This window comes from Actinomadura bangladeshensis (assembly GCF_004348335.1).
Lineage (GTDB): Bacteria > Actinomycetota > Actinomycetes > Streptosporangiales > Streptosporangiaceae > Spirillospora > Spirillospora bangladeshensis.
Window position 1 is genome coordinate 1 of record NZ_SMJW01000192.1, and the last position, 15,606, is coordinate 15,606.

Here is a 15,606-nt window from a genome sequence, read left to right on the forward strand (position 1 = left end):
CCGACGGCCCGCCCCCGACAGCCCGCCTCTGACACCCGCGGATGTGAGATGAACCAGGCTTCGCCCCTCCCTAATCCGGGCATCGGCGTTCAAACTGGCCGTGTGCACCCTCTCATCGAAGTGCCCGCACTGGACCGGCTGCTGCGACGCCAGACGCCCGTGATCCTGCTGGACGTCCGATGGCACCTGGCGGGACCGCCGGGGATCGAGTCCTACCGCAAGGGGCACCTGCCCGGCGCCGTCTTCGTCGACCTCGACCGCGACGTGGCCGGGCCGCCCGGCCCCGGCGGCCGCCATCCCCTCCCCGAACCGGTCGTCTTCGAGTCGGCGATGCGCCGCGCGGGCGTGTCGCAGGACAGCCTGGTCGTGGTCTACGACGACGCCGACTCCATGTCCGCGGCCCGCGTCTGGTGGTCGCTGCGCTACTTCGGGCACGAGCGGGTCCGCGTCCTGGACGGCGGCTACCGCGCCTGGACGGAGGCGGGCCACCGGGTGGACACCGCCGAACCCGAGGTGAAACCGGGCGACTTCATCGCCAACCCGGGCCGCCTGCCCGTCCTGGACGCGGAGGGCGCCGCCGAACTGGCCAGGGCCGGCGTCCTCCTCGACGCGCGCGCCGCCGAACGCTACCGCGGCGACCAGGAACCGGTCGATCCGGTCGCCGGGCACATCCCGGGCGCCCGGAACGCTCCGACGTCCGGCAATGTCGGCGTCGACGGCCGCTTCCTGCCGCCCGAACTGCTGCGCGAGCGCTTCGCCCAGCTGGGCGCGACCGACGCCCTGGACGTCGGCGCCTACTGCGGCTCCGGCGTCACCGCCGCCCACGAGATCCTCGCCCTCAACCTCGCCGGCATCCCGGCCGCGCTCTACGTCGGCTCCTGGTCCGACTGGGTGACCGACCCGTCCAACCCCATAGCCACCGGCGACACCTGACCACCCGCCCGACCGCACCGACGTCCGCCTGCGGGGGCGGCGGTGGGTTGCGGGCATCAGTTGGCGCCCATGGCGAGGAAGCCGAGGGTGGCCGGGGTGCGGGGGAGGGCCGCCAGGGCGCGGGACGGTGGCTCGCCGGACGCGACGGCCTGGTGGAAGGCGGACATGAACTCCGGGGTCGCCTCGTCGCGGACGGGGGTGACGCTGGCGACCACCGTGGCCGTGCCGAGGGCGAGGAGGGCGCCGGCCATGCCGAGGACGGCGTCGCCCTCGTCGGCGCGGCCGATGTCGCAGGCGGACAGGACGATCAGGTGCGGCGGGGCGGTCAGCTCGTCGAGGTCGTGCACCATCAGCGGCCCGTCGGCGAGGCGCAGCCGGGAGAACAGGGCGTTGCCCTCGCGGAACTCGCCGTGGGCGGCGATATGGGCGAGGGCCGCGCCGTCCAGGGCGTCCCGGACGGAGCCGGCGCGGGCGGCGGGGCCGGTGAGCAGGCGCGCCTGCGGGTGCAAAGCGTGGAGGGCGGCGACCTCCCGTTCGGCATGATCCAGGTCGGGCCCTGCGACGAGCACCGTGTGCCCGCCGGAGGGCGTGGCCGCGTGGGCTTGGAGCCATGCACCCGCGGACGGGACGATCGTGAACGGGCGCCTGGCCAGCGAGGGGAGCGCCGCCCACGGGAGGCCGTGCAGCGTGCCTGTCGGGGCGATCACGAGTTCCCGGTCGCCCAGGACGCCGTCCAGCGGGGCGAGGAGGAGGCCGTCGAGGCGGCCGGCCGCGCCGGTGAGGGTGGCCAGCGACTGCGGGCAGTCCTCCTCGGCGAGGCGGCGTGCGGCGAAGCGGATCAGGCCGGTCTCGTGCTCGATGCCGTCGCATGATCCGAGGTGGTGGCGGCCGGGGCGGCCTTCCGCGACCGTGACGGCGTGCAGTTCGCCGCCGATCGCCACCATCTCGACGAGGGCGCGGTCGCCGAGCGCGGCGGCGATCCCGGTGGCCTCGACGGAGCGTGGAGGCGCCGCGCCGGACGGGCGGCGCCGCGTCCGGGCGCGGATCCGCGCCTCCAGGCCGGCCATGTCCGGCAGGAGCACCGACGGGACGCCGCCCCGCGCGGTGTCGGCCGTGTGGTCGACGCTCAGGGCGCGGAGCGCGGCCAGCGCGGCGGCCCGCTCCGGATCCCTCGGCGGACGGACCCGGACCGGCCGTGCGATCGCCCGCCGCCGCTCCTCCACGGCGAGCAGCTCCCGCGCCGACCGGGCCAGGCCGAGGCCCAGCCCGGCCAGCTCGGCGGCGAAACCGGCGGCGCGGGCGCGGAGGTCGAGCGCACCGAGCGCCTCCGCGTGCTCCTCGGTCACCTTCAGGCCGGCTCTGACCGCCGCCACCGCGCCCCCGTGGTCGTCCCGTGCCGCGCGTTCGAGGGCGATGGCGTGCCAGGCCGCGATCTGGGCGGACGCATGCCCGCGCGAACGCCCGACAGCGGACAGAAGATGCCCGGCAGGTCGGCCCAAGGCCAGCGCCACGCGCGCGGCCACGATGCGGGCCTCGTCGGCGGCATCGGACCAGCCGCCGTCTTCCAGCCGGTCGGCCGTCGCCACCGCCGACCGGAGCAGGACGGGAGAGCGTTCACCGGACGCCCACCTGGCCTTGAGCAGAGTGTGCTCGGCCAGAAGCATCCATCCCGTTCGTTCCTGCTTGGCGAACATGGTGCCGGCCTGCTCGGCCGCTTCCGTCGCCTGTTCGGGGTCGCCGTCGGCCAGTTCGGCGTTGGCGAGGAGGAGGAAACCGTCCGCGACATCGCATCTGTAGCCGTTCGCCATGGCCTCGTCCAAGGCGGCGGCGAGGACGGGACGTGCCTCACCGGGCAAGCCCGCCACGATGAGGGTCTCCGCCTGGTCGAACCTGCACTGGGCCAGGCGTTCACCGGTCAGGCCCGGTTCGGCCTCGGCGAAGAGGCGAAGCGCGCGCGGGACGTCCCCACGCCGCGACGCCACGAATGCCAGGTTCCCCTTCGCCATGGCCGTCTGGTGACGCAGCCCGGACGCCTCGCCCACCGCGACGGCCTCCGACAGAGCGTCCTCTGCACGCTCGTAGTCACCACGGAAGGCCAGCGCCAGACCCAGGTTGGTGAGCAGGCCGTTCAGCACGGCCGGGTCATCGCCTTGGCGCAGCCGGGGTAAGGCGTCCGCGGCCACTTCGCGTGCCTCGTCGAGGCGCCCTGCCCGCGCGAGGGCGCACGCCTTGTTCGCGGCAAGGCGGTCTGCGTCGGGGCCGTCCAGAATGGGCTCGGCCTCACTGGCACGGGCGAGCGCCCCGTTGACGTCACCCCGTGCAGTGAGCAGACCGACAAGGTTCATCCGCACCTGTGCCGCCGCGTAGCCCTCGGCCAGGCACAGCGCACGGTGGAGGAAGGCGAGGCCCTCGTCCAACCGCCCCAGTTCCTTGGCGGCCAGCCCGGCCACCCGAAGCGCCAGCACGCCGTCGCCGATCTCCAGCAGCCCGCCGCCTTCCAGCACGTCACTGCCGTCAAGCAGGCTGTCACCACGCAGTGCGTCGGTGTCCTCCAGCAGGCCGCTGCTCTCCAGTAGATCGTGTGCGCGGGCATAGGCGGTCGCCGGGTCCATCGCCGCCATCCACAGCAGCGCGCGCTCGTCCCGCCCGGTCAAAGGCGGATCCAGCTCGTCACGATCGAGGAGCCGTCCTCCAGCTGGAAGACGAGGCTGACCAGGCCCTGCGGGACGCGCGGGACGCGGAACAGACCGGCCGGCTCGGCGTGCGCAGTGATCCCGTCCGGCGAGAGGTCACGGTGCCGGACCTGGACGACCGCCGGTGCGCACGGGACGAGCCGCCCGCTGATCTCCCGCTCCCGGCCGTGCTCGGCCACCTCGATCTCCACCGCCCGGCCGGGGCAGGTGAACGTCAGCGTCCGGCCCGCCGCGCCCCGCACGCCCGCCGCCGCCCGCGCGGCCCGGTCGTGCGCCAGCTCCGCCAGCTCCGCCGACGGCGTCCGCCAGGCGATCGACGCGCGGGCCGCCGCCAGCACGTCCGCGGGCACGGGGTCCAGGACCTCGAACGCGTCCCGGACCCCGGACATCAGCTCGTCGTCGTTCACGGGACGAGCCTCCGCAGCGCCTCAAGGCACCGGGCCCGCGTCGGGCCGACGCTGCCGACCGGAATACCGAGCGCGGCGGCCAGTTCGGCGTGGCTCGGCGCCAGCGCGAACAGCCGCAGCAGCGTCCGGCAGCGCTGCGGCAGCGTGTCCAGCGCCGTGCCCACCCGGCCGAGCCGCTCGCGCGCCGCGGCGATCCGGTCGGGGCCGGGCTCCGGCCGCCGGGGCGCGGGCACCAGCGGCAGGTCGCGGCGGCGCCGCCGCACCAGCCGCAGGCTCTCGTTCCGCGCCGTGGTGGCCAGCCAGCAGCCGATCGCGGACGGCTCGCGCAGCCCGTCGATCCGCTCCACCAGCCGCAGCCACGTCGTCTGCACCACGTCGGCCGAGTCGGCGTCGTTCAACCCGTGCGAGCGGGCGATCGACCACAGCAGCGCGCTGTGCCGCTCCACCAGCCGGGCCCACGCGTCACCGTCGCCGTCGCGCGCCCGGACCACCAGCTCGTCCGTTCCGTCCCTATGGGCCACCGAAGTCTCCTCCCGAGGCCCCCCGCTTTGCTCACCCTATGCCATTGCATGCTGACAGTCAGTACTTTTCGGGGAGTCGACGGCCACGCCCAGATCCGGCAGGACGCGATGCGAGGCCGGATCGAGGACGCGGTCGGCCGCCGCGGGCGCGTCGACGCCCTCCTCCGCCGCCCGTCCGGCGATCATGCCCGCGACCCTCGGCGCCGCGAAGGACGTCCCGCTCCACGTCGCGTAACCCTGGAAACGGTCGGGGTCGGCGCCGTCCACGGGCGGACGCGTCCCGTCGAAGGACACGAACGTGCTGGCCACGTCGACGCCCTGCGCGCACGCGTCCACCCACCAGCCGTGGTTGGAGAACCAGGCCCGGTCGGCGCCGTCCAGCGCCGCGACGCCGATGACGGGCTTCATCGCGGCGGGCCAGAACGGGCGGTCGGTCGCCGTGTTGCCCGCGCACGCCACCACGACCGTCCGGCGGCCGAGCGCGGCGATCGCCTCCCGGAGCACCGGCGACGGGCGGTCGTCGTAGGTGTGGCAGCCGAGGGAGAGGTTGACGACGTCGGCGCGGCCCCATTCGGCGAGCCGGTGCAGCGCCCGGATCACCTCCAGTTCGTCGCCGACCCCGTCGCCGCCGATGACCCGGCGGGCCCGCAGCCGCGCCGCCGGCGCCTGGGCCAGGACCACGCCCGCGATGAACGTCCCGTGCCCGGCCTGCGCGTCCAGGTCGAAGTCGAGATCGGCGTCCAGGACCTCCGCGGCCTCGGCGCGCTGCTCGCGGTACCAGCCGGTGTCGGCGTACCAGGGGTGCGGCGACAGGCCCGTGTCCAGGATCGCGACCGTCACGTCCCGGCGCCCCGGAACGGCCCGCGGCGCCGGCAGGGGCGCGGCCGGACGCGGCCGGTCCGCGGGCCCGCTCCACCACATCGGCTGGCCGAGGACGAGATGGTTCGGTGCCGCGCCCACCCGCCGCGACCGCCCGCCCGCGGTGAGCCCGCCGCCGGTCAGCAGGGCGGTGAGCTCGCACACGTCCACCTTCGCCGTGGGACGCAGCCGCAGCCGGGCGACGCCGCGGCCCTCGTCGCGCGAGTCGTACCAGCGGCGGACGAGGTCCCCTGCGGCGCTCGCGTCCCGCCCCGCGACCAGGATCTGGTCCCGCCGGATCAGCGCGGGCCGTCCCGGCAGCGGCTCCACCACCACCGCGTCGGGGTGGCGCGCCAGCACCCGGTCGAGCCGGGCCTGTTGATCGAACATCATCCTCGCTCCCGCCCGTGACCGCCCCCCCGCGCCCATGGTGCCGGATCGCCGACACTCCGTCACCACCACCGAACGGAAAGTCGCCGTTCCCGCCGTCCGGCCGAGGCCGTGCGCGCTCGCGCGCTTTCGGCGCGAACCCGCCGATGAGGGCCTACTCTTGTCGGTCGGGCCCGGGTGAACGACGTGCATCGCATGGTCAAGCGTTCAATAAACAACCGCCTCCCGGTGGTGCGAGACGGGCCGATGATGCACAATGAGGGACGCGGACGCCGACTTGGGACGTACGAGGCCGTAGGGGAAGACGAGCCTCGGTACAGATCCAGGAGGTCCGGTGACCGCACGTGGCGTCTTTTACGTCCACTCCGCGCCGCCTGCGCTGAGCCCGCACATCGAGTGGGCCGCCGCAGGTGTTCTAGGTGTGCCCGTTTCCCTTGAGTGGGCGGACCAGGCGGCCGCGCCGGGAACGCTGCGCGCCGAACTCCACTGGGAGGGCAGGCCGGGCACCGCCGCGGGGATCACTTCCGCGCTGCGCAATTGGAAGCTCGTGCGGTTCGAGGCCACCGAGGACCCGACGCCCGGCACCGACGGCGTCCGCTTCAGCTTCACCCCGTCCCTCGGCGTCTTCTCCGGCGTCATCGGGGCCAACGGCGACATCCTCGTCCCCGAGGACCGGCTCCGCACCGTCATGGCCAACGCCGCCGTCGGCAAGACCACGCTGGAGCACGAGCTCGACCGCCTCCTCGGCACCCCGTGGGACAACGAACTGGAGCCCTTCCGCCGGGCCGGCGACGGCGCCCCCGTCCGCTGGCTCCACGCCGCCGTCTGACCCTCCGGGGCGCTTGCGCCGCGAGCCGGGTTCGAGGGGCCGTGACAGCGCGGAACGGCCCGGCGAGTGCGAACTCGCCGGGCCGTTCCGTCGCTCCTGCCGCCGGGCCGTGGGGCGGCCCGGAGCGGTGATCAGAGGGGCATGTGCCGCTGGAAGGCCACCGAGACGTTGTGGCCGCCGAAGCCGAACGAGTTGTTCAGGGCCGCGGCGGGGCCGTCGGAGATCTTGCGCGGCTCGTCCCGGACGATGTCCAGGTCGGCCTCGTCGTCGAGGTCCTCCAGGTTGGCGACGAAGGGGATCAGGCCCTCCTTCAGCGCGAGGACGGTGAAGACCGACTCCAGCGCGCCGGCGCCGCCGAGCAGGTGCCCGGTCATCGACTTGGTGGCGGTGACCGCGACCTGGCGGGCGGCCTCCTCGCCGAGGCCCGCCTTGATGGAGGCGAGCTCGGCCACGTCGCCGGCCGGGGTCGAGGTGGCGTGCGCGTTGATGTGCACGATGTCGGCGGGCTCCAGCCCGGCGTCCTTGAGGGCGCGCTGCATCGCCTTGGCCTGCCCGGCGCCGGACGGGTCGGGCAGGACGATGTCGTAGGCGTCGCCGGAGTAGCCGCAGCCGGCCGCGACGCCGTGGATGCGGGCGCCGCGGGCGACGGCGTGCTCCTCCGACTCCAGGATCAGCGACGCCGAGCCCTCGCCGAGCACGAACCCGTCGCGGTTCTTGTCGTAGGGCCGGGACGCGCGCGCCGGGTCGTCGTTGCGGGTCGACATCGCGCGCATGGAGCCGAACGAGGCCATCTGCAGCGGGTGGATGCACGACTCGGTGCCGCCGCAGATCACCACGTCGGCGCGGCCGGCGCGGATCATGTCGATGGCGTAGCCGACGGCCTCGCCGCTGGACGCGCAGGCGCTGACCAGGGCGTGCGAGCCGGCCATCGCGCCGAACTCGATGCCGACGTGCCCGGACGCGCCGTTCGGCATCAGCATCGGGACGGTGAACGGCGAGACCCGCGCCCAGCCCTTCTCCTTGAACACGTCGTAGCTGTTGAGGGCGGTGTGCAGGCCGCCGATGCCGCTGGAGAACACGACGCCGAGGCGCTCACCGTCCACGGTGAAGCCGCCGTCCACGCCGGCCTTCTCCATGCCCTTCTGCGGCTTGCCGCCGGTCGACGGTGCGAACCCCGCGTCGGCCCACGCCTCGCGCGCGGCGATCAGCGCGATCGCCTGGTTGCGGTCGAGGCGGCGCATCGACTGCCGGGGGATGACCTCGTCCGGCTGGACCTTCAGCGTGGCGGCGAACCGGACCGGCAGGTCCTCGACGCCCTCCCAGTCCAAGGGGCGGACCCCGGACTCTCCTGCGAGCAGGGCGGACCAGGTCGACGGAAGGTCTCCGCCGAGAGGGGTCGTTGCACCGAGACCGGTCACCACGACTCTGGTCTGGCTCTTGCTCATAGTGGGTGCTCCTTGCGGACTGTGAGGGGGAGGGAGGGTCGGGCGCGCCGCCTCCGGCCGGAGCGGCGGCGCGCCCTCCCCGCGGATCTAGCTCTTGGCCGTGGTCTGCAGGTTCTGGACGAAGTTGATGACGTCCTTCACCGTCTTCAGGTTGCGCAGCTCGTCGTCGGGGATCTCGACGCCGAACTGGTCCTGCGCGGCGACGGCGATCTCGACCATCGACAGCGAGTCGATGTCGAGGTCGTCGATGAAGTTCTTCTCGGGGGTCACCTCGGACTTGTCGATGCCGACGATGTCGTCGATGATCTCCGCGAGGCCGTCCAGGATCTGCTGTTCGGTGGCGACTTCTGCCATGGTCTGCGTTTCTCCTTCGGTGGGTTGGTCCAGAGCCTGCGAGAGGCGTGACGGCCTACGGGATCTGGATGACTTGGGCAGCGTAGGACAGTCCGGCGCCGAATCCGACCAGCAGGGCCGGGGCGCCGGACGGCACGTCGCCGCGTTCGATCATGCGGGACATCGCCAGCGGGATGGAGGCGCCGGAGGTGTTGCCCGAGTGCACGATGTCGTCGGCCACGACGGCGTTGGAGGCCTTCACCTTGCGGGCGATGGCCTCGATGATGCGCAGGTTCGCCTGGTGCGGGACGATCGCGGCGAGGTCCTCCGGCTTCACGCCGGCGCGCTCGCAGGCCTGCAGCGCGATCGGGGCGATGGCGGTGGTGGCCCAGCGGAACACCGCCTGCCCCTCCTGCCGGATGAACGAGTGCCGGTCCTCGATGATGATCTTGTCGTACTTGTCGCCGGCGCTGCCCCACACCACCGGGCCGATGCCGGGGGAGTCGCTGCCCGCGACGACCGCCGCGCCCGCTCCGTCCGCGAAGATGATGCAGGTGGAGCGGTCGGTCCAGTCGATCCACTGGGACATCTTCTCGGAGCCGATGACCAGCACGTTGCGGGCGCTGCCGGCCTGGACGGCGGCGCTGGCGGTGGCGAGCGCGTAGCAGAACCCGGCGCACGCGGCGTTGAGGTCGAACGCGCCGGGCGCCTCGATGCCGAGGCGGTGCGCGACGAGCGCGGCGTGGCTCGGCATCGGCGACTCCGCCGAGCAGGTCGCGAGGATCACGAGGTCGATGTCGGACGGGGCGAGCCCGCTGCCCGCGAGGGCCTTGCGGCCCGCGTGCACGCCCAGCTCGACGATGCCCTCGTCGTCGCCGGCGATGCGCCGCTCGGTGATGCCGACGCGGCTGCGGATCCACTCGTCGTTGGTGTCGACGGTCTGCGCAAGCTCGTCGTTGGTGACGACGCGGGACGGCCGGTAGTCGCCGAACGCCAGGACGCGGGTCCCGGCGGTGGCCTGCGGGATCTGCAGCGCGGCGGTCATGACGCGTCCGCCTTGATCAGCTCGCGCGCCTTGTCCAGGTCGGCGGGGGTCTTGAGGGCGACCAGCTCGATGCCCTTCAGCTCGCGGCGGGCGAGGCCGGTGAGCGTCCCGGCGGGCGGCAGCTCGATGATCGCGGTGACGCCGAGGTCCCGCATGGCGGCCATGCACGAGTCCCAGCGGACGGGTGCGCTGACCTGGTCGACGAGCCGCGCCACGAAGTCGCGGCCGGTGGCGACGACGGCGCCGTCGCGGTTCTGCAGCAGCGTCGTGCGCGGGTCGGCGACGGGCGCGCCGGGGGCGAGCCGGCGGAGCGTCGCGACGGCGGGCTCCATGTGCTCGGTGTGGAACGCGCCCGCGACCGACAGCGGACGGAGCCGCGCCTTGGCGGGCGGCTCGTCGGCGAACTTCGCGAGTCGCTCCATCGTCCCGGCGGCGACGATCTGGCCGGCGCCGTTGACGTTCGCGGGGGTGAGCCCGTGCTTGTCGATCGAGGCGAGGACCTCGTCGGGGTCGCCGCCGAGCACGGCGGTCATCCCGGTCTCGGTGACGGCGGCGGCCTCGGCCATCGCCCGGCCCCGCTCCCGGACGAGCACCAGCGCCGCCTCCGGTGACAGCACCCCGGCGATCGCGGCGGCGGCGAGCTCGCCGACGCTGTGCCCGGCGACCGCGTCCGGGACGGAGTCCTCGTAGAGCACCTCGTACGCGGCGAGCGCGGCGGCGACCAGCAGCGGCTGCGCCACCGCGGTGTCGCGGATCTCCTCGGCGTCCGCCTCGGTCCCGTACCTGACCAGGTCCAGCCCGGTGACGGCCGACCACCACGCGAGACGGTCGGCGACTCCGGGTATCTCTAGCCATGGCTGCAGGAAGCCGGGGGTCTGGGCGCCCTGGCCGGGCGATGCGAGGAGAATCACAGCGTCCAGCATTCCGTCAATGGCCGCTGACCTCGATACCGATCAGCACGAACTTTGGTGAGCGGCCTTTGTACGACCCCTACAAGGGGGCTCGGCGCTCGTTGGATCTCAGCGCTTCTCGAAGCGGCCCAGCACGAGGGCGATGCGGAGGGTGAAGGCGTTGCGGCCGTCGGTGGGCGCGAGGCCGGTGAGTTCGGTGACCCTGCGCAGGCGGTACCGGACGGTGTTCGGGTGGACGAACAGCAGCCGGGCGGTGGCCTCCAGCGACGATCCCTGCTCGAGGTAGGTGGTGAGCGTGTCGAGGAGGGGGGCGCCGGCGGCGAGCATGGGGTTGTAGACGTTCTCGACCAGGTAGCGGCGGGCGTCGTCGTCGCCGTCGAGGGCGCGTTCGGGCAGCAGCTCGGTCGCCTGGACGGGACGGGGCGCGTCCGGCCAGCCGGCGGCGGCGCGCAGCCCGGCGACGGCGGCCTGCGCGGAGTGGGTGGAGTCGTAGAGGTCGGCGACCTGCGGGCCGACGACGACCGGACCCGGGCCGCACTTGGCGGCGATGGGGCGGGCCGCCTCCATGGGGTCGGTGTCACCGCCGACGATGACGATGACGCGGCGCCCTTGGACGCCGGCCAGCACGTCGGCGCGCGCGCGGCGCGCGGCGAGCTGCATCTGGTCGATGGTGACCTCGGGCTCCTCGTCCTCCGGGGTGAGCCCCGCGATGACGGTGACGGGCTTGGACGTCCAGCCGAGGGCGGCGGCCCAGGAGTGCATGCCGTCGTCGACCTCGCCGCGCAGCACCGCGTTGACGACGAGGGCCTCCAGCCGGGCGTCCCACGCGGCGCGGGTCTCGGCGGCGCGCGCGTAGACCTGGGCGGCGCCGAACGCCACGTCCCGCGTGTAGCGGAGGATGGCCTCGCGGAGCTGGGCCTCGCCGCCGGGCGCGGCGAGCTCGTCCAGCCGGGTCTCCACCACCTCGATGATGACGCGGATCATGTCGATGGTGTGGTGCAGCTTGATCGAGCGCAGCAGCTCGCGGGGAGCGGTGCCGAACACCTCTCCGGCGATGGCCGGGCGCGTCTTCTCGTTGTTCTTGAACCACTCGACGAACGCGGCGATGCCCGCCTGCGCGACGAGGCCGATCCAGGAGCGCTGGTCGGCCGGCATGCGCCGGAACCAGGGGAGTTGCTCCTCCATGCTCGTCAGGGCCGCGGTGCCGAACGTCCCCATGGCCTTCTCCAGGCGCTGGGTGGTCCGGTCGCGGATTTCGGCCTCGTTCGCGGTGTCCACCACCCCAGGGTGCCACCACCTCGGCCGTGACCCGGCCCCAAGCGCGCGATTCGGCGCGGTCGCGGGTCGGCGCGGTCAGCCGTGGGCGACCTCGGACGGGAGGCCGAGGGCGATGCCGGTGAGGTTGCGCAGGGACGCCGAGCCGGGGGCGAGGTAGTCGCTGTGGCCGCCGGAACCCGCGTCGAACACCCGCGCGCCGAACTCGCGGGAGACCGGGTCGGGGCCGAGCCCGAGGCCGAAGAAGCGCACGTGGGGGACGTCCTCCATCCAGTCGGTCGCTCCTCGTCCAGCCCAGATGCGGGCCGTTCCGCCGAGTTTGGACGCCGACCATGCCGTCGTGCCCGGACTTCCGTAGAGGGCGATGTCGCTGACCTGGCGCCAGGCCGCGCTGTCCGGGCCGTCCAATGCCGCACGGCCGCACACCACCGAGCCGTAGCTGTGGCACAGCAGACCCACGCTCGCGTTGGGGTTGACCCTGTGCAGACCCTTCAGGAAGTGGCGCAGCCTCCCGGCGCCTTCGGACGCCCTTCCGTCGGTGAGTACGTCACTGCTGAACGTCTTGGGCGCCGCGTACCCGAGCCAGGCGACGACGGCCAGCCCGGAGCCCGGTGCCATGGACCGGGCCTGCGCGTAGACGGCGCGCGCGCCGCCGCCCGGTGTCGACCACGGCTTGCCGCCCCGCCTGTCGAACGCGGACAGCGTGGTGTCCGCGCCCGGGACGAGGACCGCGATCCGCCGCGCCCTGGTGATGTCGCCGACGACCTCGATGGCGCGCCCGCCGCCGCGCGGGTCGAAGTAGAGGAAGCGGCGTCCGGGCTGGAGGAACGCGCCGAGCGCCTTGCCGCGGTCGGTGTCGCCGACGTCCTGCGCCGTCCGCAGCGCCTTCTCGATGGCCTGGCGTTCGGTGGCGTAGCGCGCGTCCAGCGTGGAGGGCGCCAGCGTGGGGACGGCGACGGGCGCCGCGTAGGGATCGGCGTGCCCCGTTCCGGCCGTCGTGAGCATGATCACGCCGATGGACGCGGCACCGGCGAGGAGTCGCCGCGGCCGCCGGGAACGCCGCCACCCCGCGGGCGCGTCCGGCATCGCATGCTGCGGCGGCTTCCTGCGTATCTCGACCATCCACGATCTCTACGGGGCCGGTGCGGCCCGCGTTCGAAGCGGCCCGCCAGGACCGTGATGACGGTCAGCGCGGCTGCGCAGACGGCCAGCCACGGAAGGCGCATCATGATCCATTCCGGCCGGCCGGGTGCGGTGTGCACCCCCTGCAGGCTACCCAACGTGAGCAGTGACACAGCGGTGACACCCATCAGCGCGGTCTGGTGCCAGAGGAACACCGTCATCGCCGACCGGCCGAACGCGCCGATCACCGACCGTGTCCGGGCGTGTCGCGTCCAGCGGGTGAGCGGCCCGTGCAGCAGCACCGCGAGGCCCGTCTGGGCGAGGCCGAACGCGACCGCCGCGAGCGTCGGCGGGCTGAGGTTGGAGACCGCGGCGCCCGGCACGCCGACCATGCTCGCCGGATACCCGGCGAGGACGATCAGCAGGGCGGCCGCGGCGCCGCCGCCGGCCAGCAGGGCGGCCCCGGCCCGCCGGGAGCGCAGCGCGCCGTTCGCCCAGCCGATGCCGAGGTAGAAGGGCAGGAGCCAGGCGGTGAGGACGGTGGCCCAGCCCGTCCAGCCGGGCGTGTCGAGCGCGAAGCGGCCGAGGTCGGTCACGGCGGTGGCGGCGGCGAGGACCGCGGCGCCGCGCAGCCCGAAGCGGTCCCAGGCGGACGCGATCAGCGGCGTGCACGCCGTCAGCACCACGTAGACGCACAGGAACCACAGCGGGCTGAGGACCAGTTCGATCATCGTTCGGACGGTGTCCGCCGAGAATCCCGCCCACCGCAGTGCGGCGGCGGCCGGCACCCAGGCGGCGGCCAGGGCGGGCAGGGGCCGCGCGAACCGGATCAGGCGGCGCCGCATCAGCGACGTCCAGGCTTCGCCGGGACGCCGCGCCTTCGCCGCCGAGTAGCCGCCGACCAGGAAGAACAGTGCGAGCGTCTGGAAGACCCAGGAGATCGGCGTCAGTTCCGGCATCGTCTTCAGCGGGCTGGTCACATGCAGGTCGCGACCGGAGGCGTCCGCGACGAAGGCGGTAACGAGCCAGTGCCCGAGGACGACGCCGAGAATAGCGAGCACCCGCAGCGCATCCACCGCATGGTCACGGCCGGCGGCAACCCCGGGCCGGGCACCACTTACCAGCGTTGCCGACGCTTCGCGCGCTTCCCGCCGTTCCCGCGCTTCGCGCCGTTTCCACGCTTCCCGCCGTTCCTGAGTTTTGCGTAGTTCTCGTGCTTGGCGTTGTCTCTGTGGTCTTGCGTCAAGCACGGGAGACCTCCGCGGTGCGGCCGAGGGCGATCAGGGAGAGGTTGCGGAGCGCGCGGGTCCCGGGCTTGAGGTAGGCGCTGTGCGGGCCCGTTCCGGCGTCGAAGCGGAGGGCGCCGAAGGCGGGGGAGACGGGGTCCGCGCCGAAGCCCACGCCGGTGAGGCGGACGTTCGGTACGAACCGCATCCAGTCGCCCTTCGATCGTCCCGCCCAGACGCGCGCGGACGTCCCGAGATCGGCGGCCTTGTCGTTGGTGGTTCCGGGACTGCCGAAAAGGGCGATGTCGTCCACGGGGAGCGGGGTGAGGCGCGGGGCGGCCTTCGCGCAGACGACCGAGCCGTAGCTGTGGCAGAGCAGGGCGAACCGGGCGTGTCCGTTCACCCGGTGGACGCCCGCGAGGAGGGTCCGGAGGCTGCGGGCACCGTCCGCGGCGCTGTCGTCGGTCAGGACGGAGGCGCTCACCGTCGAGGGCGAGTCGTAGCCGAGCCAGGCGATCACCGCGAAGCGGGCGCGCGGCGCGGCGGCCCGCGCCGCCAGGTAGAGGGCGTGGCCGCCGCCGCCGGCGAACTTGGGCGAGTCGTAGTTGGCCAGCGTGTTGTCCGCGCCCGGCACGACGACGGCGATCCGGTCGGCGTGCTCCAGGTCGCCGATGACCTCGACGGCCCGTCCGCCGCCGCGCGGGTCGAACGCGAGGAACCGCCTGGCCGGAGCCAGGAAGGCGGACAGCGCCGGCGTGCGGTCCTCGTCGTGGAGGCGCTCCGCGGTGGCGAGCGCCCGGCCGATGTCCCGGCCGGCGGCCCGGTACCGGGCGTCGAGGGTCGTGGACGACAGTGCGGGCCCGGGCGCCGGGGCGGCGTAGGGTTCGGCGGTCCGCGTCGCCGGCGCGGCGGCGCCGACCGCGAGCAGCGAAACGGCGGCGACGGTCTTGCGGGCGCGCGGCATCCGGCACGTCCTTCCTGGTCAGTGGCTTGCGGCACTGACCAGGACGCTAGAAACCGAACGATGCCCCGCAGATCAACCGGCGGAGTGAACTTGGGAGGTGCGACCTGGGTCGGACGTCTCGCGCGCAGGTATCAGGGCGGCCCTCAGTCGCCGGGCCGGACCAGCCCCACCTCGTAGGCGTAGACGATCGCCTGCGGCCGGTCGCGGAGCCCGAGCTTCATCAGGATCCGCCCGAAATGGGTCTTGACGGTCTGCTCGGCGACGACGAGCTTCCCGGCGATCTCCCCGTTGGACAGCCCCCGCGCGACCAGCGTCAGGACCTCGGTCTCCCGCTCGGTCAGCTCGTCGAGCCGCTTGCGGGACGGCGCGCGCGGCCCGCCGAGCCGGGAGAACTCCGCGATCAGCCGGCGGGTGACCGACGGCGACAGCAGCGCGTCGCCCGCCGCGACGACCCGCACCGCGTCGGCCAGCTCGGTCGCGGACGCGTCCTTCAGCAGGAACCCGCTGGCCCCCGCCCGCAGCGCCGCGTACACGTAGTCGTCCAGGTCGAACGTGGTCAGCATGAGGATCTTCGGGGCGCCCTCGCCCCCGCCCCGCCCGCCCCCGTCGAGGATGCGGCGCGTCGCCTCCAGGCCGTCCAGCACCGGCATGCGG

At 73.9% G+C, this 15,606-nt stretch carries 15 protein-coding genes; 2 read left to right on the top strand and 13 right to left on the bottom strand.

The genetic code is table 11. The annotated features are described in order from the left end of the window. The first annotated feature begins 102 nt into the window (after nt 1-102). Entirely contained in the window at nt 103-933 is an 831-nt protein-coding gene (locus E1284_RS29175) for a sulfurtransferase (RefSeq protein WP_243714814.1), read from the top strand. Nucleotides 934-989: 56 nt separating this feature from the next. Here E1284_RS29175 and E1284_RS29180 read toward each other — a convergent pair whose 3' ends face one another. From E1284_RS29180 to E1284_RS29195, 4 genes are read right to left on the bottom strand one after another with little or no spacing between them, the layout of a single operon-like run. After that, nucleotides 990-3,587 (bottom strand): CHAT domain-containing protein, encoded by a 2,598-nt coding sequence (locus E1284_RS29180; RefSeq protein WP_243714815.1) that lies wholly within the window; start codon nt 3,585-3,587, stop codon nt 990-992. Further along, nucleotides 3,584-4,033: a hypothetical protein gene (locus E1284_RS29185; protein ID WP_131943370.1), complete on the bottom strand. Its 450-nt coding sequence runs from the start codon at nt 4,031-4,033 to the stop codon at nt 3,584-3,586. Before E1284_RS29185 ends, E1284_RS29180 begins: the two co-directional genes overlap by 4 nt. Further along, nucleotides 4,030-4,554: an RNA polymerase sigma factor gene (locus E1284_RS29190; RefSeq protein WP_131943371.1), complete on the bottom strand. Its 525-nt coding sequence runs from the start codon at nt 4,552-4,554 to the stop codon at nt 4,030-4,032. Before E1284_RS29190 ends, E1284_RS29185 begins: the two co-directional genes overlap by 4 nt. A 36-nt stretch (nt 4,555-4,590) precedes the next feature. Then, nucleotides 4,591-5,805, bottom strand: a complete 1,215-nt coding sequence (locus tag E1284_RS29195) for a S8 family peptidase (RefSeq protein WP_243714816.1) — start codon at nt 5,803-5,805, stop codon at nt 4,591-4,593. Between the two features lie 331 nt (nt 5,806-6,136). On the opposite strand from E1284_RS29195, the gene E1284_RS29200 reads away from it, so the two are divergent. Beyond that, entirely contained in the window at nt 6,137-6,631 is a 495-nt protein-coding gene (locus tag E1284_RS29200) for a DUF3145 domain-containing protein (RefSeq protein ID WP_131943372.1), read from the top strand. A 131-nt stretch (nt 6,632-6,762) separates the two neighbouring features. On the opposite strand, the gene E1284_RS29205 is transcribed toward E1284_RS29200, so the two are convergent. From E1284_RS29205 to E1284_RS29245, 9 genes are all read right to left on the bottom strand, one after another. Continuing rightward, the gene (locus tag E1284_RS29205) at nt 6,763-8,076 is read right to left on the bottom strand and encodes a beta-ketoacyl-[acyl-carrier-protein] synthase family protein (protein WP_131943373.1); all 1,314 of its coding nucleotides are present in this window, start codon (nt 8,074-8,076) and stop codon (nt 6,763-6,765) included. Between the two features lie 87 nt (nt 8,077-8,163). After that, complete coding sequence (locus tag E1284_RS29210) at nt 8,164-8,430, bottom strand: acyl carrier protein (RefSeq protein WP_131943374.1); 267 nt, start codon at nt 8,428-8,430, stop codon at nt 8,164-8,166. Between the two features lie 55 nt (nt 8,431-8,485). Beyond that, entirely contained in the window at nt 8,486-9,454 is a 969-nt protein-coding gene (locus E1284_RS29215) for a beta-ketoacyl-ACP synthase III (protein ID WP_131943375.1), read from the bottom strand. Beyond that, nucleotides 9,451-10,365, bottom strand: coding sequence for an ACP S-malonyltransferase (locus E1284_RS29220; protein WP_131943376.1), 915 nt, complete (start codon nt 10,363-10,365; stop codon nt 9,451-9,453). Before E1284_RS29220 ends, E1284_RS29215 begins: the two co-directional genes overlap by 4 nt. A gap of 108 nt (nt 10,366-10,473) precedes the next feature. Next, nucleotides 10,474-11,643 (bottom strand): PucR family transcriptional regulator, encoded by a 1,170-nt coding sequence (locus E1284_RS29225; RefSeq protein ID WP_207924015.1) that lies wholly within the window; start codon nt 11,641-11,643, stop codon nt 10,474-10,476. Nucleotides 11,644-11,718: 75 nt separating this feature from the next. Further along, nucleotides 11,719-12,645 carry an alpha/beta hydrolase gene (locus tag E1284_RS29230; RefSeq protein WP_131943377.1) on the bottom strand — a complete coding sequence of 309 codons (927 nt, stop codon included), beginning with the start codon at nt 12,643-12,645 and terminating at the stop codon, nt 11,719-11,721. Between the two features lie 2 nt (nt 12,646-12,647). Beyond that, nucleotides 12,648-13,838 carry an acyltransferase family protein gene (locus E1284_RS29235; protein WP_279433077.1) on the bottom strand — a complete coding sequence of 397 codons (1,191 nt, stop codon included), beginning with the start codon at nt 13,836-13,838 and terminating at the stop codon, nt 12,648-12,650. Nucleotides 13,839-14,004: 166 nt separating this feature from the next. After that, nucleotides 14,005-14,952 carry an alpha/beta hydrolase gene (locus E1284_RS29240; RefSeq protein ID WP_131943379.1) on the bottom strand — a complete coding sequence of 316 codons (948 nt, stop codon included), beginning with the start codon at nt 14,950-14,952 and terminating at the stop codon, nt 14,005-14,007. 143 nt (nt 14,953-15,095) lie between these two features. Beyond that, nucleotides 15,096-15,606, bottom strand: a 511-nt coding sequence (locus E1284_RS29245) for a LuxR C-terminal-related transcriptional regulator (protein WP_131943380.1), incomplete at its 5' end; no start/stop codon positions are given.

What these genes read in the sequence shown, in the direction of transcription:
- E1284_RS29205 (WP_131943373.1), bottom strand. Translation starts at nt 8,076, where the DNA reads ATGAGCAAGAGCCAGACCAGAGTCGTGGTGACCGGTCTCGGTGCAACG.
- E1284_RS29195 (WP_243714816.1), bottom strand. Translation starts at nt 5,805, where the DNA reads ATGATGTTCGATCAACAGGCCCGGCTCGACCGGGTGCTGGCGCGCCAC.
- E1284_RS29210 (WP_131943374.1), bottom strand. Translation starts at nt 8,430, where the DNA reads ATGGCAGAAGTCGCCACCGAACAGCAGATCCTGGACGGCCTCGCGGAG.
- E1284_RS29240 (WP_131943379.1), bottom strand. Translation starts at nt 14,952, where the DNA reads ATGCCGCGCGCCCGCAAGACCGTCGCCGCCGTTTCGCTGCTCGCGGTC.
- E1284_RS29215 (WP_131943375.1), bottom strand. Translation starts at nt 9,454, where the DNA reads ATGACCGCCGCGCTGCAGATCCCGCAGGCCACCGCCGGGACCCGCGTC.
- E1284_RS29230 (WP_131943377.1), bottom strand. Translation starts at nt 12,645, where the DNA reads ATGCTCACGACGGCCGGAACGGGGCACGCCGATCCCTACGCGGCGCCC.